Annotated in this window: 17 protein-coding genes; 6 read left to right on the plus strand and 11 right to left on the minus strand. The window is 72.5% G+C overall.

Going from position 1 to position 19,753, the window contains the following annotated elements:
- Positions 1–177: 177 nt before the first annotated feature.
- Both ACIBG6_RS28605 and ACIBG6_RS28610 read left to right on the plus strand, forming a co-directional pair.
- Positions 178–1,863 carry an FG-GAP repeat domain-containing protein gene (locus ACIBG6_RS28605; RefSeq protein ID WP_399225532.1) on the plus strand — a complete coding sequence of 562 codons (1,686 nt, stop codon included), beginning with the start codon at positions 178–180 and terminating at the stop codon, positions 1,861–1,863.
- Between the two features lie 71 nt (positions 1,864–1,934).
- A complete protein-coding gene (locus tag ACIBG6_RS28610) occupies positions 1,935–3,653 on the plus strand; it encodes an FG-GAP repeat domain-containing protein (RefSeq protein WP_399225534.1) in 1,719 nt (572 codons plus the stop codon).
- An 87-nt stretch (positions 3,654–3,740) separates the two neighbouring features.
- Here ACIBG6_RS28610 and ACIBG6_RS28615 read toward each other — a convergent pair whose 3' ends face one another.
- The gene (locus ACIBG6_RS28615; RefSeq protein WP_399225535.1) at positions 3,741–4,574 is read right to left on the minus strand and encodes a trans-aconitate 2-methyltransferase; all 834 of its coding nucleotides are present in this window, start codon (positions 4,572–4,574) and stop codon (positions 3,741–3,743) included.
- 163 nt (positions 4,575–4,737) lie between these two features.
- Here ACIBG6_RS28615 and ACIBG6_RS28620 point away from each other — a divergent pair, with 163 nt between their 5' ends.
- Positions 4,738–5,235, plus strand: a complete 498-nt coding sequence (locus ACIBG6_RS28620) for a MarR family winged helix-turn-helix transcriptional regulator (protein WP_024754861.1) — start codon at positions 4,738–4,740, stop codon at positions 5,233–5,235.
- Here the strand turns inward: ACIBG6_RS28620 and ACIBG6_RS28625 are convergent.
- The 8 genes from ACIBG6_RS28625 to ACIBG6_RS28660 form a co-directional block, all read right to left on the minus strand.
- Positions 5,194–6,003: a LuxR C-terminal-related transcriptional regulator gene (locus ACIBG6_RS28625; protein WP_399225536.1), complete on the minus strand. Its 810-nt coding sequence runs from the start codon at positions 6,001–6,003 to the stop codon at positions 5,194–5,196. The genes ACIBG6_RS28620 and ACIBG6_RS28625 overlap by 42 nt on opposite strands.
- A gap of 258 nt (positions 6,004–6,261) precedes the next feature.
- On the minus strand, positions 6,262–7,401 hold the full coding sequence (gene galK / locus ACIBG6_RS28630; protein WP_399225537.1) for a galactokinase: 1,140 nt from the start codon (positions 7,399–7,401) through the stop codon (positions 6,262–6,264).
- A complete protein-coding gene (gene galE, locus ACIBG6_RS28635; protein ID WP_399225538.1) occupies positions 7,398–8,396 on the minus strand; it encodes a UDP-glucose 4-epimerase GalE in 999 nt (332 codons plus the stop codon). Before galE ends, galK begins: the two co-directional genes overlap by 4 nt.
- Positions 8,393–9,436 (minus strand): galactose-1-phosphate uridylyltransferase, encoded by a 1,044-nt coding sequence (galT, locus tag ACIBG6_RS28640; RefSeq protein WP_399225540.1) that lies wholly within the window; start codon positions 9,434–9,436, stop codon positions 8,393–8,395. The genes galE and galT overlap by 4 nt, the downstream gene beginning before the upstream one ends.
- Before the next feature lie 120 nt (positions 9,437–9,556).
- Positions 9,557–10,243 (minus strand): response regulator transcription factor, encoded by a 687-nt coding sequence (locus ACIBG6_RS28645; protein ID WP_399225779.1) that lies wholly within the window; start codon positions 10,241–10,243, stop codon positions 9,557–9,559.
- A gap of 182 nt (positions 10,244–10,425) precedes the next feature.
- On the minus strand, positions 10,426–12,306 hold the full coding sequence (locus ACIBG6_RS28650) for a PQQ-binding-like beta-propeller repeat protein (RefSeq protein ID WP_399225541.1): 1,881 nt from the start codon (positions 12,304–12,306) through the stop codon (positions 10,426–10,428).
- 13 nt (positions 12,307–12,319) lie between these two features.
- Positions 12,320–14,224, minus strand: a complete 1,905-nt coding sequence (locus tag ACIBG6_RS28655; protein WP_399225543.1) for a hypothetical protein — start codon at positions 14,222–14,224, stop codon at positions 12,320–12,322.
- Between the two features lie 136 nt (positions 14,225–14,360).
- Complete coding sequence (locus ACIBG6_RS28660) at positions 14,361–16,169, minus strand: ABC-F family ATP-binding cassette domain-containing protein (RefSeq protein ID WP_399225544.1); 1,809 nt, start codon at positions 16,167–16,169, stop codon at positions 14,361–14,363.
- 95 nt (positions 16,170–16,264) lie between these two features.
- Here ACIBG6_RS28660 and ACIBG6_RS28665 point away from each other — a divergent pair, with 95 nt between their 5' ends.
- Both ACIBG6_RS28665 and ACIBG6_RS28670 read left to right on the plus strand, forming a co-directional pair.
- The gene (locus tag ACIBG6_RS28665; RefSeq protein ID WP_399225545.1) at positions 16,265–16,537 is read left to right on the plus strand and encodes a CopG family transcriptional regulator; all 273 of its coding nucleotides are present in this window, start codon (positions 16,265–16,267) and stop codon (positions 16,535–16,537) included.
- A complete protein-coding gene (locus ACIBG6_RS28670; RefSeq protein WP_399225547.1) occupies positions 16,534–16,947 on the plus strand; it encodes a PIN domain-containing protein in 414 nt (137 codons plus the stop codon). Before ACIBG6_RS28665 ends, ACIBG6_RS28670 begins: the two co-directional genes overlap by 4 nt.
- A 10-nt stretch (positions 16,948–16,957) precedes the next feature.
- Here ACIBG6_RS28670 and ACIBG6_RS28675 read toward each other — a convergent pair whose 3' ends face one another.
- Complete coding sequence (locus ACIBG6_RS28675) at positions 16,958–18,259, minus strand: acyltransferase (protein WP_399225548.1); 1,302 nt, start codon at positions 18,257–18,259, stop codon at positions 16,958–16,960.
- A gap of 219 nt (positions 18,260–18,478) precedes the next feature.
- Between ACIBG6_RS28675 and ACIBG6_RS28680 the strand changes: the two genes are divergently transcribed.
- The gene (locus tag ACIBG6_RS28680) at positions 18,479–19,453 is read left to right on the plus strand and encodes a hypothetical protein (RefSeq protein ID WP_399225549.1); all 975 of its coding nucleotides are present in this window, start codon (positions 18,479–18,481) and stop codon (positions 19,451–19,453) included.
- Positions 19,454–19,459: 6 nt separating this feature from the next.
- Here ACIBG6_RS28680 and ACIBG6_RS28685 read toward each other — a convergent pair whose 3' ends face one another.
- The gene (locus ACIBG6_RS28685; protein ID WP_399225550.1) at positions 19,460–19,747 is read right to left on the minus strand and encodes a hypothetical protein; all 288 of its coding nucleotides are present in this window, start codon (positions 19,745–19,747) and stop codon (positions 19,460–19,462) included.
- Between the last annotated feature and the right edge of the window lie 6 nt (positions 19,748–19,753).

Genomic DNA, 19,753 nt, shown 5'->3' on the forward strand with positions numbered 1-19,753 from the left:
AAGCTCTGGCGTAGGGCGCCCCCGTGGGTAGAATCGCGTTCAACATCCGGGGGGGTGTTCCGACCTTCGAGCGAAGCCGTCTCCGCACGCCCACCGGCCTGCGCTGACGCCGTTCGATGCCTGTACGAGCCCCCCTGTTTGGTTCCTTCGAACCTCTGATTCCCTGGGGGGATCTTCTTGTTCTTCCTGCGCTCCAAGCGTGCCGGCCGGGTCACCGCCTGCACCGCTCTCGCCCTCTCCGCGGGCATGCTCCTCACGAGCACGGCCTCCGCCGACACTCCGGCGCCGGTCCCTTCGGTCGAGAAGAAGGCGCCCGCCTTCACCCCGCCGAAGCTGACCCTTCCGAAGCAGGACGGCGCCCGCGCGGGCATCGCCGCTGCCGAGGCCACCTCCCCGCTGCTCTCCGACCTGGACGGGGACGGCATCGAGGACCTCATCTTCCGGGGCTTGGACGGCCAGCTCTACTCGGACCTGTCCCAGGACCCCTTCGAGCTGTTCCGCGTCGACGACGTCGCGAAGGACGTCATCCCGATCGGCAACCAGGGCGGCGAGCCCCAGCCCGAGGTGCTCGTCCTCTCCGAGAACGGCACCCTGACGCTGTACAAGGACGCCGACGCGACGGGCACGCCGTACGAGGACGTCGTGGGCGGCGGCTGGCAGACCTACAACAAGATCGTCTCGCCCGGTGACGTGAACGGCGACGGCCGGGCCGACGTGATCGCCCGCACCCAGGACGGCGCGCTCTACCTGTACCTGGCCACCGGCAACCTGTCCGCGCCGCTCGGCACCCGGATCAGCGTCGGCGGCGGCTGGAACGCCTACGACCAGCTCGTGGGCCTCGGCGACGGCAACGGTGACGGTCGCGCCGACCTGTACGCCCGCGACACCGCCGGCACGCTGTGGTGGTACGCCGGCACGGGCGACAAGACCAAGCCGTTCGGCGTCCGCAAGGCCATCGGCGGTGGCTGGAACGCCTACAACCAGATCCTGCCCGTCGGCGGCGGCGATCTGTTGGCCCGGGACAACACGGGCACGGCCTTCTACTACCCCGCCAACGGCAACGGCACCCTGGGCGGGCGCCAGCAGGCCGGTGCCGTGGGTGACTGGGCGGGCATCGCGCAGTTCGCCAACTCCGGCAGCATCCCGTACACCGGCAAGGAGGGTGTCATGGCGGGCACCTCCGGCGGGTCGCTGTACTGGTACGGCAACACCACCACCGGCAAGCTGGGCGCGCGCCAGATGCTCGACGAGGCGGGTAGCTGGGCCGGGCTGAAGTACTCGCACCTGTCCTCGCTGAACTCGGACGGCTACTCCGACCTCGCCATCGTCTTCGACGACGGCGAGCTCTGGGTCGAAGGCAACCCCATCGGCTACGGCTGGGGCGCCTACGACACCCTCGTGGGCCCCGGCGACCTGAGCGGCGACGGCAAGGCCGACCTGCTCGCCCGGGACCGTTCCGGTGTCCTCTACCTGTACCGCGGCAACGGCAAGGGCGACGCCCTCTCCAGCCGCGTCCGCGTGGGCAGCGGCTGGGGCGCGTACAACAAGATCCTCGGCGCCGGCGACTACACCGGCGACGGTCGGACCGACCTGCTGGCCCGCACCACGGGCGGCGTCCTGTACCTGTACCCGGGCACCGGCAACGGCACCACGCCGTTCAAGACGCGCGTGGAGATCGGCGGCGGCTGGAACACGTACAAGCAGCTGGTCGCCCCCGGCGACCTGAACGCCGACGGCAAGGCCGACCTGCTCGGTGTGACCTCGGGCGGCGACCTGTACCGCTACCTGAACACCAGCCCGTCGAAGTTCTCGACGCGCCTCAACATCGGCCACGGCTTCCAGGCCTACAACACCATGTCGTAATCAGCCTCTCCGTTCTCCGGCGACCCGCATCGGTGTTCCGGTGCGGGTCGTCTCATCCCTGGGGGGATTCCTTGCGTTCCGCATTCTTCGGGCGTGCCCGCCGTGTCACCACGTGCACCGCGCTCGCCCTGTCCGCCGGCATGGTGCTGGCCTCGCCCGCCGTGGCCGTGGCCGAGTCCGGCCCCCGGCCCGTCGTGGAGCGGCCGCAGACCGCCGACACGTCGACGCCGACGCTGGACATGTCGCAGCCGGCCGTGGAGCCGGGCACGGCCCGCGCCGCCGCGGCGGCGGCCGTCGTGCGGCCCCGCTTCGACGTGACCGGGGACGGCAAGACCGATCTGGTCCACCGCAGGTGGACCGGCTGGACGTTCGTCGCGCCGTCCAACGGCGCGGCCGCCACCGTGTTCGAGACCGCGGGCTCCTCGCTGGGCTTCGACCTCGTTCCGCTCGGCGACCAGAACGGCACGGGCAAGCCCGAGCTGCTCTCGCGCTCCGAGGACGGCGTGCTCCGGCTGTACTCGGAGTCGACCGCGACCGGCGGTTCGATCACCTGGTCGGGCAAGGGCTGGACCCTCTACAACAAGGTCTTCTCGCCCGGTGACATCAGCGGTGACGGCAAGGCCGACCTGCTGGCCCGTCAGCACAACGGCGACCTCTACTACTACCGCTGGACCGGCACGGCGACGGCGCCGTTCGCCGGCCGCGTGAAGATCGGCCCCGGCTGGGGCGTCTACGACCAGCTCGTGGGCATCGGCGACAACAGCGGCGACGGCCGCGGTGACGTCGTGGCCCGCACCACGGACGGCCGGCTGTTCTTCTACGGCAGCACCGGCGTCCCGTCCTCGCCGTTCAAGCCCCGCAGGGAGCTCGGCAAGGGCTGGAACACGTACAACCAGCTCCTCGCCCCCGACGACCGCAACGGCGACGGCAAGGCCGACCTGCTCGCCCGTGACGGCGCCGGCTCCCTCTGGGCCTACAGCGGTCTCGGCAACGGCTCGTACTCGGCGCCGCTGAAACTCTCCGGCAGCTGGGTCGACGTCGACCAGTTCGGCGCGGCGGGCAACATTCCCACGAACGGCAAGCGCGGGTTCCTCGCCCGTGACAAGGCCGGGACGCTCTTCGAGTACCGCCACCGGAACAGCGGCAAGCTCGGCGCCCGCCAGCAGGCGAGCGCCACCGGCGTCTTCGCCGGGGCGAACATCTCGTTCGTCTCCGCGTTGGACCCGGGCCCGCTCGCCGACTTCCTGGACGTCTACCAAGGCCGCCTGACCAGCAACGGCGAGACCGACCTCGGCGGCGGCTGGCAGATCTACAACCTCATCGCCGGCCCCGGTGACCTGACCGGCGACGGCAAGGCCGACCTGGTGGCCCGGGACCGTTCCGGAGTCCTCTACCTGTACCCCGGCAACGGCAAGGGCACGGCTGTGGGCTCCCGGATCCGGGTCGGTGACGGCTGGAGCGCGTACAACCGCGTCCTGGGCGCGGGCGACTTCTCGGGCGACGGCCGGGATGACCTGCTGGCCCGCGACGGCGCCGGCACCCTCTGGCTGTACCGGGGCACGGGTTCCGCGACCACGCCGTTCGCCAAGCGCGTCAACCTCGGCCGCGGCTGGGGCACCTACAACAAGCTGGTGGCGCCCGGCGACATGAGCGGCGACGGCAAGGCCGACCTGCTGGCGGTGAACTCCGCGGGTGACCTGTACCGGTACCTGGGCACGGGCACCGGCGCCACCCTCACCCCCCGGGTGAAGATCGGCTACGGCTACCAGACGTACGACAGCCTGTACTAGTCCGGTCCGTCCGCACAGGACACGGGCGCCCCGCACCGGCTCTTCGGTGCGGGGCGCCCGTGGTTAAGCGCCCGTGCGTCAAGGCGCTCACGCCGGCTTGCGGGCGACGGCGAAGACGCGGCGGAAGGGGAAGACCGTGCCGTGCGGGCCCGGCGGGTAGACCTGGCGGAGCCGGGCGCGGTACTGCGCGAGGAACGCGTCGACCGCCGCCTGGTCGTCGCCCAGGGTCGTGAGGACGGGCCGCAGCGCCGTGCCCATCACCCAGTCGAGGACGGGGTCCTCGCCCTGGAGGAGCCGGCAGTACGTGGTCTCCCAGACGTCGGTCTCGCAGCCGAGGTCGGTGAGCCGGGTGAGGTACTCGGCCGCGTCGAGGATGTGGACGAAGCGGCGGCCCTGGTCGCCGAGGCGGGAGCGCCACTCGGGGGTGTCGCAGAGTTCGCCGAGCAGGGCGTGGCTGGGCGAGGTGAAGTTGGCGGGGACCTGGAAGGCGAGGGTGCCGCCGGGGCGGAGGCCGTCGATCCACACGGCGAAGGACTCGGGGTGGTTGGGAACCCACTGGAGGGCCGCGCTGGAGACGATCAGGTCGTACGGCTCGGCCGGGGTCCAGTGCGCGGCGTCGGCGGGCCTGAAGTCGAGCCAGCCGCCGCCCCGGGTGGTGCCGGACCAGTCCTTCTCGGCGCGTTCCAGCATGTCGGGTGAGAGGTCGAAGCCGGTGATGTGGGCGTCGGCCCAGTGGTCGGCGAGGAGCGCCGTCATGTTCCCGGGGCCGCAGCCGAGGTCGGCGATGCGGGCCGGCCTGCCCTGGGCCGGGAGGCGTGGTATTCGGGCGAGCATGTCGAGGAAGGGCCGGGTGCGGTGGCCGGAGTGACGGAGGTACTGCTGCGGATCCCAGGTTGGTGCGGTGGATTCCACGGAATGCATGTTCGAAGCCCCCTTGCTGGAACGAGTTACCGAAGCGGAATGGTGTTCCGGCCCGGTCCCTTCCCCGCACGCCGGTGAAATATATCTCGTAACCAAGATTCTCGATATCGAGAAACTCGAACACAAGAGACTTTATGTCAACAGACCCTCTACACTGATCGCCATGGAGGACGAGGTCGACCGACTGGTCGCAGCATGGCGCCGCGAGCGCCCCGACCTCGACGTGGAACCGCTCGAGGTGCTCAGCCGCGTCTCGCGGCTCGCCCGGCACCTCGACCGCGCCCGTCGGCTCGCCTTCTCCGAGCACCAGCTGGAGCCCTGGGAGTTCGACGTCCTCACCTCGCTCCGCCGGGCCGGCGCGCCCTACCAGCTCTCCCCCGGCCAGCTCCTGACGCAGACTCTGGTCACCTCGGGCACCATGACCAACCGCATCGACCGGCTCACCAAGAAGGGCCTGGTCGAGCGGCTCCCCGACCCCAGCGACCGGCGCGGGGTCCTCGTCCGGCTCACCCCCGAGGGCCGCGACCGCGCCGACGAGGCGCTCGCCGGGCTCCTCGCCCAGGAGCGCGCCATCCTGGCCCAGCTCTCCCGCGCCCAGCGCGGCGAACTGGCCGCGTTGCTACGCCGGCTGACCGCCCCGTTCGACAACGTCCCCGGGTAGCGCCTGAGCCGGCAGGACCTGAGCGGGTAGCCCCTCCGGGTCCAGCGGTGCCGGGCCTACGCCCGCGCGGCGGGCCAGTGCCACCGCCGCCAGGGTCGAGTGGACCCCCAGCTTCCCCAGCACGTTCTGCATATGTGTACGGACGGTGTGCGGGGAGAGGAAGAGCCGCTCGGCGACCGCCTTGCGACCCAGGCCCGCGACCATGCAGCGCAGCACCTCCCGCTCGCGGGGGGTCAGCGCCTCCACGAGCCGCTCGCTGTCCGTGCGGTGCTTGCGGGCCGCCGTCAGCTCCCGCAGTACCCCGGTGAGCAGCGCGGGCGGCAGATGCGTCTCGTCCCGCAACACCCCCCGGACCACCGCGAGGAGGCGCTGGAGCGAGCAGTCCTTCGCCACCCATCCCGAGGCCCCGGCCTGGAGGGCGAGCGCCGCCCTGCGCGGGTCGTCCTTCTCGGCGAGGACGACGGTACGGACGGCGGGCTGGGCCCGGCGCACGCCCGCGACCAGGGAGATCCCGTCGACCACCGACTCCCCGTGGTCCGGCACCGCGCGCGCGGCGGCGGCCGCCGCGGGACCCGCGCCCAGCTCGGCGTCGACGAGCAGCACATCGAACCTGCGCCCCTCCGCGACCCCGCGGTCCAGGCAGCGCAAGGCGGCCGGGCCGCTGCCCGCGGCGGAGACGTCGACGTCGGGCTCCGCCGCGAGAGCGGCGGCGAGCGACTCGGCGAAGATGCGGTGGTCGTCCACCACCAGGACCCGGATACGTGCCACGGACACCCCCAAGTGTCGAGGAACGGACCGGCGCGGGCACGGCGCCGGAGGCGGGTCCGTCCGTTGCACGGCCGCCGCCGTGCGTTGACTACCCCGCTTGCGGCGCCGTACCCGGCAGGTCTCGACCCCTGAACAGCACCGGCCCCCACCGGCGCTGCCCCTCAGGGTAGGGGCGGGGCGCCGCGGCGGGGGCCGTTTGGCGGAACTGTGCGAAGTCGTCCGTACATATGGCCGGATCGCCCGTACGTACGGCCGGGTTCAGAGCCTGCGCGCGCCCTCCGCGGGGACGGCCGGGAAGATCCCGGGGGCCGCGTACCCGGCCTCCGCGAAGGCCTTCCCGACGGCGGCGGCGACCTCCTCCGCCCGGTCGGACTCGACGAGGACGACGGCCGAGCCGCCGAAGCCGCCGCCTGTCATACGGGCGCCGAGCGCCCCGGCCGCGTTCGCCGCCTCGACGACGAGGTCCAGCTCGGGGCAGGAGACGCGCAGGTCGTCCCGGAGGGAGGCGTGGCCCTCGGTGAGGACCGGACCGACGGCCCGGGGGTCCCCGGCGTCGAGGAGCGCGATCACGCGCTCCACCCGGGCGTTGTCCGTGACGACGTGGCGGACATAGCGCAGAACCGTCTCGTCGCTCAGGAGTGCGAGGGATTCGGGTAGGTGCGCGGCGCTCACATCGCGCAGGGCCCGCACGCCGAGCGCCCGCGCACCCGCTTCACAACCGGCGCGCCGCTCCGCGTACGCGCCGTCCCCGAGCGCGTGCTTCACGCGGGTGTCGACGACGAGCAGCCGCAGCCCCTCGCGGGCCAGGTCGAAGGGGACCTGACGGTACGAGAGGTCCCGGGTGTCCAGATGGAGGGCGTGCCCCTCTTCCGCGCAGGCGGAGGCCATCTGGTCCATGACGCCGCAGGGGACGCCGACGAAGGCGTTCTCCGCGCGCTGGGCGAGCCGGGCGAGCTCGGGCCGGGAGAGCCCGAGGCCGAAGAGGTCGTTCAGGGCGAGCGCCGTGACGACCTCCAGGGCCGCCGAGGAGGAGAGCCCCGCGCCCGTCGGCACGGTCGAGGCGAGGTGGACGTCCGCGCCCGTCACCGGGTGCCCGGCCTCCCGCAGTGCCCAGACGACACCGGCCGGGTAGGCCGCCCAGCCGCCGCCGGAGAGCGGCCGCAGGTCCTCGACCGCCAGCTGGACGATCCCGCCGTCGATGTCGGCGGAGTGCAGGCGGAGGATGCCGTCGTCCCGGCGGGAGACGGCGGCGACGGCGGTGTGCGGCAGCGCGAGCGGCAGCACGAAGCCGTCGTTGAAGTCGGTGTACTCACCGATGAGGTTGACCCGCCCCGGGGCGGCCCACACCCCGTCGGGGGCGGCGCCGTACAGCGCCTCGAAGCCGGCGGCGACGCTCATGAACGCCCCTCCCCCGCGCGGTGCCGGGCGAAGGCCCAGGCGTCGGCGACGACGTCCGCCAGGTCCGGGCGGGACGGCGTCCAGCCGAGCCGGTCGCGGGCGGCCGCGGCGGAGGCGACCAGGGCCGCCGGGTCGCCGGGACGGCGGGCGGCGGTGACCTCCGGGATCGGGTGGCCGGTGACCTTCCGTACGGTCTCGACGACCTCGCGGACGGAGAAGCCGTTGCCGTTGCCGAGGTTGCAGACGAGGTGCTCGCCCGCCGTCACCTCGCCGGCGGTCATCGCGTCGAGCGCCAGGACGTGGGCCTCGGCGAGGTCGGCGACGTGGATGTAGTCGCGGACGCAGGTGCCGTCCGCGGTCGGGTAGTCCTCGCCGTACACGGAGATGGCCTCGCGCTCGCCCAGGGCGACCTGGAGGACGAGCGGGATCAGGTGCGACTCGGGCGCGTGGCGCTCGCCGAGCGCGCCGTACGCCCCGGCCACGTTGAAGTAGCGCAGCGAGACGGCGGCCAGGCCGTGCGCGGCGCACTCCCCGCCGATCATGTGGTCGACGGCCAGCTTGCTCGCCCCGTACGGGCTGGTGGGCGCGGTCGGCGCGGTCTCGGTGATCGGGACGGACTCGGGCTCGCCGTAGGTCGCGGCGGTGGACGAGAAGACGAGCTTGCGGACCCCGGCCGCGCGCATGGCGGCGAGCAGGGCCATGGTGCCGCCGACGTTGTTCTCCCAGTACTTCTCGGGCTTGGCGACGGACTCGCCGACCTGGGAGAAGGCGGCGAAGTGCAGGACGCCGTCGTAGCCGGAGTCCAGCCACCGCGCGGCGTCCTGGATGCGGCCCTCGATGAACTCGGCGCCTTCCGGGACGCCTTCGGCGAAGCCGGTGGAGAGGTCGTCGAGGACGGTGACGCGGTGGCCCCGCTCCAGGAGGTGGGCGGCGACGACGCTGCCCACGTACCCGGCCCCTCCCGTCACCAGGTACTTCTTCGCGGTCGTGGTCATGCGGTGGCCACCTCTCGGATGCGTCGGGCCGCGTCCTCCGGCCGTACGTCGTTCATGAACGCGCCCATGCCGGACTCGGTGCCCGCGAGGAACTTCAGCTTGCCAGAGGCCCGTCGGACGGTGAAAAGCTCCAGGTGCAGTCCGAAGTCCTCGCGCCGCTCGCCCGTGAACGGCGCCTGGTGCCAGGCGGCGATGTAGGGCGTCGGCGGCTCGTCCGGGCCGAAGAGCCGGTCGAAGCGCCTCAAGAGTTCCAGGTAGACCTGTGCGAACTCTGTGCGGGCGGCCTCGTCGAGCGCGAGCAGGTCGGGCACCCGGCGCGTGGGGTACAGGTGCACCTCGTACGGCCAGTGGGCCGCGTACGGCACGAAGGCGATCCAGTGCTCGGTCTCCAGGACGACCCGCTCGCCGTCGGTCCGCTCGCGGGCGACGACGTCGTCGAAGAGGTTCCGTCCGGTCGCCGCCCGGTGCTCGTCGAGCCGGCTCCGCATCCGGGCCGTGCGGGGCGTGACGTACGGGAAGGCGTAGATCTGGCCGTGCGAGTGGGGCAGGGTGACGCCGATCTCCTGGCCGCGGTTCTCGAAGCAGTAGACCTGCTCGATGCCGGGCAGCGCGGAGAGTTCGGCGGTCCGGTCGGTCCAGGCGTCGAGGACGAGCCGGGCCTGCTCCTCGGTGAGGTCGGCGAAGGAGGCGGTGTGGTCCTCGGTGAAGCAGACGACCTCGCAGCGGCCGAAGCCGCCGGAGAGGGAGGGGAAGCGGTTCTCGAAGACCGCCACCTCGTAGCCCGCGGCGGGGATCTCGCTCTCGCGCCCGTCCCGGCCGGGGCAGAGCGGGCAGGCGTCCGCCGGCGGCTGGTAGGTGCGGGCCTGGCGGTGCGAGGCGACGGCGACGGGGTCGCCGGTGAGCTCGTCGTACCGGATCTCGGAGCGGGAGACGACGGGGGTGAGGGGGCGCGGGTCGACGGCGTCGCGGACGGCGTCGTCGCGCGAGTCGTAGTAGATGAGCTCGCGCCCGTCGGCGAGCGTGGTGACGGTCTTCTTCACGGGGGTGCCCTCCGGGCGGGATCAAACAGAACCACGCACAAAGAATCACATTCGCACATCACCGTCAATGCCGAAGCCGTCCGCCCGCGCACACGGACGGACGGACACCTGATCGAAGGATTACGAGAACGTGCCGCGCTGCGTCGGCACCGCCCGGTCGAGGAGCCCCGTGCGGGCCGCGAGCGCCGCCGCCTCCAGACGCGAACCGACGCCCAGCTTCATCAGGACCCGCTGCACATGCGTCCGCGCCGTGCTCGGCGCGATCCGCATGCCCGCCGCGATCAGCCGGGTGTCCTCCCCCTCCGCGACCCGGACGAGGACCTCCACCTCCCGCTGGGTGAGCAGCCGCAGCAGCCGCTGGCCCTCGTCGTCCTGCCGCACCGAGGGATTGAGCAGCTCCGCGAAGGCCGCTTGGAGCAGCTGCGGCGCCACCGCCGCCTCCCCCGCCCGGGCCTTCACGAGCGCCCGCTCGACGCCCTCGATGCGCTCGTCGTGCCGGACGTACCCCGAGGCCCCGGCCGCGAAGGCCGCCGCGATCCCGCGCGGCGACGGCACGGGACCCAGCACCACCACGGCCACCTGCGGCCGCTCCCGCTTGATCCGGGCGATCACGTCGAAGGCGCCCGGCTCGGCCGGGGCGGCGGTGCCCAGCAGGCACACCTCCGGCGCCCGGGCCACCACGAGCTCCGCCGCCCCGGCCACCGGCGCCGCCGCCGCGAGCACCCGGTGCCCGCGCAGCTTCAGCGCCGAGGCCAGCGCCTCGGCGAGCAGTCGGTGGTCGTCGACCACCACGAGGCGTACGCCCATCCCGGTCATCCCCCATCCTCCGGGCCCACCGTCACCCGGCAGGCCAGACCCGGCAAGGTACACGCTCCCCACCCCATGTCGACCCAACCCCGTTTCCCTGGCTCCTCGGTCTCGGGCCGAGCAGACGAAACGGGCCCCTCCGGCATACCGGAGGGGCCCGCTTCTGTATGTGTCCGCGGCTGTCAGCCCTTGGCGCGGTACGAGACGGCGAGGTACTCCCCGGTGGCCGAGGAGCCGCCGTCGCGGGTCTTGCTGACGTACGTCTTCGAGACGAAGAACCGGCCGTCGGCGTAGAGGTACTCGCTGCCGGTCACGCCGAAGCTCCGCTCGGTCTCCCGCGTCGTCTTCTCCGACGGGTTCTCCAGGAGGACGGTCTCCTTCATCGTGCCGCCGTTGATGGACACGACCCGGCCGCCCTTGTCGTACGGGGGGACCTTGTACGCGATCAGGTCGCCGCCGTCCATGCGCAGCGGGACCAGCGTGTACGTGTCGCCCGCGTCCGCCTTCTCCGGCACCGTCCTGCCCGTGGCCAGGTCGAAGGCGATGATCTCGTTCGTCTCGTCCCCGTACTCGCCGGTGGAGCCCTCGTGCTCCTCGGTCGGTACGTAGAGCCGGCCGTTGCCGACGAGTGCCTGCGTGCAGGCCTCGACCTTGGTCGAACGGCAGCGGGCCCCGTACTGGTCGGCGTCCGCCGTGATCTTCGCCTTCAGCTTGCCGGTCTTCTCGTCGATCGAGAAGAAGTCCGAGATGCCGCTGCCGTCACCGGCGCTGTCGCCGACGTCGGCCGCGACGACCAGCGGCTTGGTGGAGACGACCGACGCGTACTTCACGCCGGTCGGCATCTTGTACTGCGAGAGCGGGGCGCCCGTGGTCGGGTTGAGGTTCTGGATCAGCACGTACTGGCTGTCGTACGGACCGCACTTGCGGACCGCGACGAGGCCCGCGCCGCCGCCGTAGCCCAGGTCGAAGCAGTTCTGGTCGTTGGCCTGCGGCTTCCAGCGCGGGTTGCCGTTGGCCGCGTCGAAGGCCGCGCCTCCGTCGGTGCCGCCGGCCGCGACCGTCTGCCCGCTGAGCGTGACCTCGCTGAACCGGGCCTTCGCGTCACCCGCGGAACCACCGGTGACGGAGCTCGTCCACAGCAGCTTCCCGGTGCCGAGGTCGACCATGCCGACCTCGGTGCAGGGCTGGTAGTAGCGCGGCGCCACCCGCTTGGTGGCCTCGAAGAGGATCGCCACCTTGTGGTCGGCGGTCATGTGCCGGGACGCGCCGCAGACCTGTCCGGTCAGCGGGAGCGTCCACAGGGCCGTGCCCTTGTCGCGGTCGTAGCCGACGACGGAGTTCACGCCGGTCTTCACGAACGCCTTGTCGGTGGCCCAGGAACCGGAGACGTCGGTGGTGTCGGGGACCTTCGGCAGACCGATGCGGAAGACCTCCTGCGCCTGGGTGACAGCCGGGGCCTTCTCCTTGCCGTCGCCCCCCAGGCCGTTCGCGCCGTCGGACCCGCCGGTCTGGCCGCCGGTGCCCTGGGAGGTGCCGGCGGAACTGACGGGGTTCTTGTCGTCGCCGCCGCTCTCGGAGTTGGCGTACCAGATGCCGGCGCCGACGATCAGGACGACGGCGACGGCCGCCGCGATCACGATCTGGAGCTGCGCCGACAGCTTCTTGCCGCCGGGCGCCACGGCCGGGACCGGGGCGGTCTGCGGGTAGCCGCCGTAGGGCTGCTGCGGCTGCGCCGGGTAGCCGTACGGCGGCGGGACCGGCTGCTGGCCCGGCTGCTGCGGGGGCGTCGGGTAGCCGTACGGGGACTGCTGCGGAGCCGTGGGCGGCTGCTGCTGATGCTGCGGGTAGCCGTAACCGGGCTCGGGCTGCGGGGCCGGCGGCTGCTGCGGGTAGCCGTACCCCGGCTCCGGCTGCTGGGCCGGGGGCTGCTGGGGGTAGCCGTAACCCGGCGGCTGTCCCCCTGGGCCTTGCGGCCCGGGTGCCCCCAGCGGGGGCGTGGGGGCGCCGAAGCCGCCCTGGGGATCCGGGGGCTGGTTCGGCGGGGGCGGGGGTGGCTGCGTCATCGGTCCGAATCCCTCACTTGCTGAACGCCATCATCGTCTTGACTTCCTTCTCTTCTTTGTCGTTCGTCGCGGAGACACGTCCGCTCGTGACGACGAAGGTGCCACTGCCGTAGGCGAACCCCGGGTCGTAGAAGCTGTTCTCGACCTCGGACGTCGAGGCCGGGTGCTGGAGCACGATCTTCGGCGCACCGCCGGTCGGGGCGATGGTCGCGACCGCGCCGCCCTTGTCGTACTTCGGGTCGACGTAGACCAGGACCTGCCCGCCGTCCATGCGCAGCGGGGTCATCTGCTGCTCGTCCGGCGCCTTGGAACGCCACTTGGGCTTGCCGGTCTTCAGGTCGAAGGCGACGACCTCGTTGGACTTGCCGTACGAGGTCTCGGTGGCCATGTAGAAGGTGTTGGCGTCGGCGGCGACTCCGGTGCAGCCCTGGAGGTTCTTGCCGAAGACGACGAAGCTGCCGCCGCAGGACGGGGCGAACTTGTCCTTGCCGCCCTGGATCTGCGAGCGGAGCTTGCCCTTGGCGTCGAGCGCGAAGATGGTCCACTTCTTCTGCTCGCGCTGGGTGGCGGAGACGACCAGCGGGTCGACCGAGTAGACCTTGTCGACCTCCCAGTTCGCCTCCAGCTGGAAGGTGTACTTGGGCTTGCCGGTGGCGGGGTTGACCTCGCCGACCGCCTGGATCTTCTTGGTCGTGCTGCCCGAGGGGCAGTCCATCGCGGCGATCAGCTTGCTGCCGCCCGCGTAGGCGAAGGGCTTGCAGCCGGAGGTCGCGCCCTTGAAGAGCTGCTTCCCGTCGGTGAGGGAGAAGCCGTAGGCGGTGCTGGAGCCGGCCGCGGTGACCGTGTTGCCGCTGATGGACAGGGTGTTGTCGGAGAAGGCGAAGAGACCGGTCGGCTTCGGGATGGACTTCTTCCAGCCCACCTTGCCGGTCTTGAGGTTCACCTGCTGGAGCCCGAGGCACTTGGCGCCGTCCTTGGCGCTGTCGTTGTGCCCGAAGACCATGAAGCCGCCGGTGGAGGGCTGCGGCGGGGCCGCGCACAGCTCGAACGGCACGTCGACGTGCCACTTCAGGGAGCCGTCGCTCAGGCTGTAGCCGTCGATGCTCTTGTACATCGCCTTGACGACGACGTCGCCGACGATCCACGGGCCCATGACGTCGGCGCCGTTGCGGGGCAGGTCGACGTTGTTCTTGAGCAGCCAGTTCACCTTCGCCTCGCCGGGCTTGCGGCCGGCGTTGAGGTCGTCGTCACCGCCCCGGCCGTCGCCCGAACCGTCGCCCTGGTCCACCGACTCGGTCGGCTTGGGGGCGCCGGTGGCCGAGGTCGAGGCGCTCGCGGTCGCGGTCGGCCCGGCGATCGGGTCCTTCTCGTCGTCCCCGCCGCCGACGACCGCCCAGGTCGTGACGGCGGCGACCAGGACGGCTCCGGCGGCCACGGCCGCGACGACACCGGTCCGGCCCTTGAGGCCACCGCCGGAGGCGGGCGGGGTGGGGGCGCCCTGGTACATGGGCTGCGTCGGGTAACCGCCGCCGTACTGGCCGGGCTGCTGGCCGTACGGACCCGGCTGCTGCGGCTGCTGGCCGTACTGGCCGGGCTGCTGCGGCTGCTGGCCGTACGGACCGGGCTGCTGCTGCGGGTAGCCGTACGGACCGGGCTGGGCCGGCTGACCGTACGGACCGGGCTGGGCCGGCTGACCGGGCTGCTGCGGGTATCCGTACCCGGGCTGCTGCGGCGGCTGCTGCGGCTGGCCGTACGGGCCGGGCTGGGCCGGCTGACCGGGCGCGCCGGCCTGCGGCGGCACCGGCGGTGCCTGCGGCGGGACCGGCGGCACGGGCGGCATGCCCTGGCCCGGGACCTGGTTCGGGTCCTGAGGGGCTCCGAAGCCCCCCGGCGGCTGGTTGCTGGGCGGCTGGGTCATCAGCGGTTCCCCCTTGACGTGAGCGGGTTTTCTTTCTACCACTCACGCGGCGGCGCAAAAGCGACCGGTCCGCCCCTTGTACCCAAGGGAGGACCGGCCCGTGATGCCCTTGTTATGCGTGCCGTCACCTGTCCCGTTACGCGTCCTCGGCCAGTTCGAGCCAGCGCATCTCCAACTCCTCGCGCTCCCCGACGAGTTCCCGGAGCTCCGCGTCGAGCTTCGCCACCTTCTCGAAATCGGTGGCGTTGTCGGCGATCTGCGTGTGCAGCTTCGCCTCCTTCTGGGAGACCTTGTCGAGCTGTCGCTCGACCTTCTGGAGCTCCTTCTTCGCGGCGCGCGCGTCGGCCGCGGAGACGCCGGCCTTCTGCGGCGCGGCCGCGGCGGCGGCGGGCGTCGGGACGGCCGCCTCGATCATCTTCCGGCGGCGCTCCAGGTACTCGTCGATGCCGCGCGGCAGCATGCGCAGGGTCTGGTCGCCGAGCAGCGCGAGCGTCTTGTCGGTGGTGCGCTCGATGAAGAACCGGTCGTGGGAGATGACGACCATGGAGCCCGGCCAGCCGTCGAGGAGGTCTTCCAGCTGCGTCAGGGTCTCGATGTCGAGGTCGTTGGTGGGCTCGTCGAGGAAGAGGACGTTCGGCTCGTCCATCAGCAGGCGCAGCAGCTGGAGGCGGCGGCGCTCACCGCCGGAGAGGTCGCCGACCGGCGTCCACTGCTTCTCCTTGGTGAAGCCGAACTGCTCGCAGAGCTGGCCGGCCGTCATCTCGCGGCCCTTGCCGAGGTCGACGCGGTCGCGGATCTGCTGGACGGCCTCCAGGACGCGCAGCGTGCCGGGGAGTTCGGTGACGTCCTGCGAGAGGTAGGCGAGGCGGACGGTCTTGCCGACGACGACCTTGCCGGCGGCGGGCTGCTGCTCGCCGTCGGAGACGGCGGCGTCGGCGAGGGCGCGCAGGAGTGAGGTCTTGCCCGCGCCGTTGACGCCGACGAGACCGATCCGGTCGCCGGGGCCCAGCTGCCAGGTGAGGTGCCGAAGGAGGGTCTTGGGACCGGCGGTGACGGTCACGTCCTCCAGGTCGAAGACCGTCTTGCCGAGGCGGGCGTTGGCGAACTTCATCAGCTCGCTGGTGTCGCGCGGCGGCGGCACGTCGGCGATGAGCTCGTTCGCGGCCTCGATGCGGTAGCGCGGCTTGGACGTACGGGCGGGGGCGCCGCGCCGCAGCCAGGCCAGCTCCTTGCGCATCAGGTTCTGCCGCTTCGTCTCCTCCGTGGCCGCGATGCGCTCGCGCTCGGCGCGGGCGAAGACGTAGTCGGAGTAGCCGCCCTCGTACTCGTGCACGTCACCGCGCTGCACGTCCCACATGCGGGTGCAGACCTGGTCGAGGAACCAGCGGTCGTGGGTGACGCAGACGAGCGCGGAGCGGCGCTCCTGGAGGTGCTTGGCGAGCCAGGCGATGCCCTCGACGTCGAGGTGGTTGGTGGGCTCGTCGAGGACGAGCATGTCCTGGTCGTCGATGAGGAGCTTGGCGAGCGCGATCCGGCGCCGCTCGCCACCGGAGAGCGGGCCGATGACGGTGTCGAGGCCCTGCTCGAAGCCGGGCAGGTCGAGCCCGCCGAAGAGCCCGGTGAGCACGTCGCGGATCTTGGCGCTGCCGGCCCACTCGTGGTCGGCCATGACGCCGATGACCTCGTGCCGGATGGTGGCCTTCGGGTCGAGCGAGTCGTGCTGCGTGAGCACGCCGAGCCGCAGCCCGCCGCTGTGCGTGACGCGGCCGGTGTCGGCCTCCTCCAGCTTGGCGAGCATCCGGATGAGGGTGGTCTTGCCGTCGCCGTTGCGCCCGACGACCCCGATCCGCTCCCCTTCGGAGACGCCGAGCGAGACCCCGTCGAGCAGGGCACGGGTGCCGTACACCTTGGTGACAGCCTCGACATTGACCAGGTTGACGGCCACGTTGACTCTTCCTGTACGGGGGATCGATCGACGTCCCAGGGTACGTCGCCGCGTACGCCACGCCGACGGGTGGCATCGGCAGTAGCATAAGGGGCATGAGCGAGCCCACTCAGAAGTACTCGATCAGCATGCCGCGCGACATCGCGGAGGCGGCACGGGCCCGCAGCGGGCCCTCGGGACTCTCCGCCTATGTCGCGGCCGCGGTCGCCCGGCAGATAGAGCGGGACGATCTCAACGAGCTCGTCTCGGTGGCCGAGGCCGAGCACGGACCCGTCACGGACGAGGAGATCCAGGCACGGCGCGAACAGCTGCGCCGGGCCCGCGAGCAGCAGAGCGACGCGAAGGCGACCGGGGCGAGCGCCGCGTGACCCGTACGGAGGCCGTCCCCGGCGGCACCCTGGTCCTCGACAGCGAGGGACTGGCCAAGGCCGTACTGCGTGACCGCGAGGTCACCACCTGGCTCGCGCTCGCCCGCGCCGACGACCTGCGCGTCGTGACGAGCGCCGCCACGCTGGTGGAGGTGATGCACCCGCGGATCAACCGCGCGGCCCTGGAATGGACCCTGTCCCGCCTCGTCATCGAGCCCGTGACGGACGCCGTCGCCCGCCGTGCGGCTGCGCTGCTGGCCGAGAACGGGCTGCACGGCCACACGTACGCCATCGACGCGATGGTCGCCGCGACGGCTCTCGCGGCGCCCGGTCCGGTCACCGTGCTCACCTCGGACCCGGAGGACCTGACGGTCCTCTGCGCCGGGCGGGCGACCGTCATCGCGATCTGAGGCGACGACCTCAGGAACCGTGCCCGGCCCGGCTCCGCCCCGCCCGCTCCACCAGCAGCCAGCCCGCGAGGGCGAGGCCGACGGCCGCCGGGGCCGTGACCGGGACGGCGATCAGGGTCGCCGAGTGGCCCGTCAGCAGGCCCGCGAAGCCCGTCATCGAGAGGCCGAGCACGCCGAGCAGCGCGAGGGTGATGCCGAGGGCCGCGGCGGGGCCGCCCGAGGCGGTCGGCGGCGCGGGCCGCGGCGGGGCCTCGAAGCGGCGGAACACGGCGACGAGCCCGGCGGTGAGGACGGCAGCCGCGGCGATCCTGAGCGGGACCTGCGCCCACCAGGCGCCGGACGCCGGCTCGGGCAGCGTGACGCCGAAGCCGAGCATCGCCCCGTACACGCCGAGCATCGCCGTCAGATGCCAGAGGAACGCGGTCATCGCGATCCCGTTGGCGGCGACCACCGCCCGCCACACCCCGGCCCGGGCGACGAGCCGCGCCCCCGGCCCCCTCAGCAGCTCCACCGCGCCGACCAGCCACAGGCCGTGGCAGAGCAGGGCGAGGGTCGGCGGGGCCATGTTCGAGACCTTCTCGCCGGGCATTCCCACCATCGACAGCGGATACGGGCCGAGGGCCACGAGCGCGGCGGCACCGACGAGGCCCGCACCGGCGAGCAGCGCCGGGCGGCGGATCATGCCGTCGGCGCGCAGGAAGCCGAGCTGGTGGACCGCCAGCCACACGAACGCGAAGTTCAGGAACTCGACGAACGGCACGTGGGCCGCGAACCGCAGCACGTCGACGGCGACCGCCCCGCCCGCGAGCGCGGCGAACGCGCCCCAGCCCCAGCGCTCGTGCAGCCGCAGCAGCGGCGGGGTGAAGGCGACCATCGCGAGGTAGATCCCGATGAACCAGAGCGGCTGGGTGACCAGACGCAGCGCGACCCCGGTGAGCCCGCCGTCGGCGCCGGCCAGTTGGAGGACGAGCGCGGCCGCGCCCCACACCGCGACGAAGACCATCGTCGGCCGCAGCAGCCGCTGGAGCCGGGCCCGCAGGAAGGACGCGTACCCGGGGCGGGAGCGGTGGGCGAGGGCGTGCGAGAAGCCGCCGACGAAGAAGAACACCGGCATGACCTGGAAGACCCAGGTCACGAGCTGGAGCTCGGGGACGACGGCGAGAAGGTTCCCGATCTGCCCGTCCGCGGTGACGGCCGCCATGAGCCAGTGCCCGAGGACGACGACCGCGAGCGAGGCGACCCGGAGCAGGTCGACGTACCGGTCGCGGGTCGCGGGTGTCGCGGCGGCGAGTTCACGAGCGCTGATTCCCATGCGCGTACGGTCCCGCGCGGGGGCCGGTGGCCGACAGGGCGCGGATACTCAACCGGCCGCTGAGTACGCGCCTCCCGGGCCCCCGGGCGCAGTGCCAACCGGCCCCATGCCGTCCACCACGCGGGCGACCCCTCGGCCACGGCTGCCGGACCCCGTGACTGACGACCCGCCATGTTCTCCTCGGGCCACCGCCCCCAAGCCGCCTCGAAGGAGACACCCATGACGAGACACCCACGCCTCGCCGCCGTCGCCACCGCCACCGCCGCACTCGCCGTGCTCGCGGCGGGCCCCGCGTCGGGCGGCGATCCGACCGTGTCCGATCCCCGCGTCGTCGCCCACTTCGACTTCGCCGCCGGGCAGAGCGCGGAGAACATCGCCCTCGAACCCGACGGCTCCGCCGACATCACCTTCGCCCTCGCCCATCAGGTCGCCCGCGTCACCCAGGAGGGCGGGACGACGATCCTCGCCACCCTGCCCGAGGTGCCGGACGCGCAGACGCCCGTCGGCGGGGCGGTCGCCCTGGGCATCGCCCGCGCCCACGACGGCACCCTGTACGTCACCTACGTCACCGGGACGGAGGAGACCGGCGTCTGGCGCATCGCGCCCGGCGGCGGCGAGCCGGAGCAGATCGGGTTCTTCCCGGCGAACTCCTTCCCCAACGGGCTCGCCCTCGACGAGAAGTGCGGCACCCTCTACACCGCCGACACGCAGCTCGGCACGGTGTGGTCCCTCCCGGTGACCGGCGGCACGCCCACGGCCTGGGCCACCGGCGCCGCTCTCGAACCCACCGCGCAGATCCCCTTCGGCGCCAACGGCCTCAAGATCCACCACGGTGCCGTCTGGGTGTCCAACACCGCCCGCGAGACCCTGCTGCGCATCCCGATCGGCCCCGGCCCCGACCACGCGGCGGGTCCGATCGAGACCCGGGCGACCGGGCTCACGTCCATCGACGACTTCGCCTTCACCGGGCACGGCGACACGGTCCTCGCCGCGCTGAACCAGGTCGACGAGGTGGAACTCGTGCGGCCCGACGGCACCCACAAGACCGTGCTCACCCGCGCGGACGGCCTCGACAACCCGACCTCCGTGGCGGTGCGTGCCAAGACCGTCTACGTGAACAGCGCGGCCTTCTTCAACACACAGAACCCGGACCCGAACCTGCTCCTGGCCCGGATCTCCAAGAACAAGCGCTGAGGAGACTCAGCCGGCGCGGACGCGGTCCGGGTCGCGGCGCCACGCCCGCCAGGCGTGCACGGCACCCCGGCAGGCGGCGGGGAGGCAGATGACGGCGGCCGCGAACACCACCCACCTCCACCAGGCGGCGCCGGGGAGCGGGGACAGGACGGCCTGGACCTCGCCGGAGTCCCAGAACGCGAGGTTCCAGACGATCAGCCCGCTGAACATGCCGACCTGGCCGCATTCGTCGAGCAGCTTCAGCACCAGCCGGTGTCTCGCCGTCGTCGCCTTCCACCACCGCCACACCTTCACGCGATG

It is taken from the genome of Streptomyces sp. NPDC050842 (assembly GCF_044456565.1).
Lineage (GTDB): Bacteria > Actinomycetota > Actinomycetes > Streptomycetales > Streptomycetaceae > Streptomyces.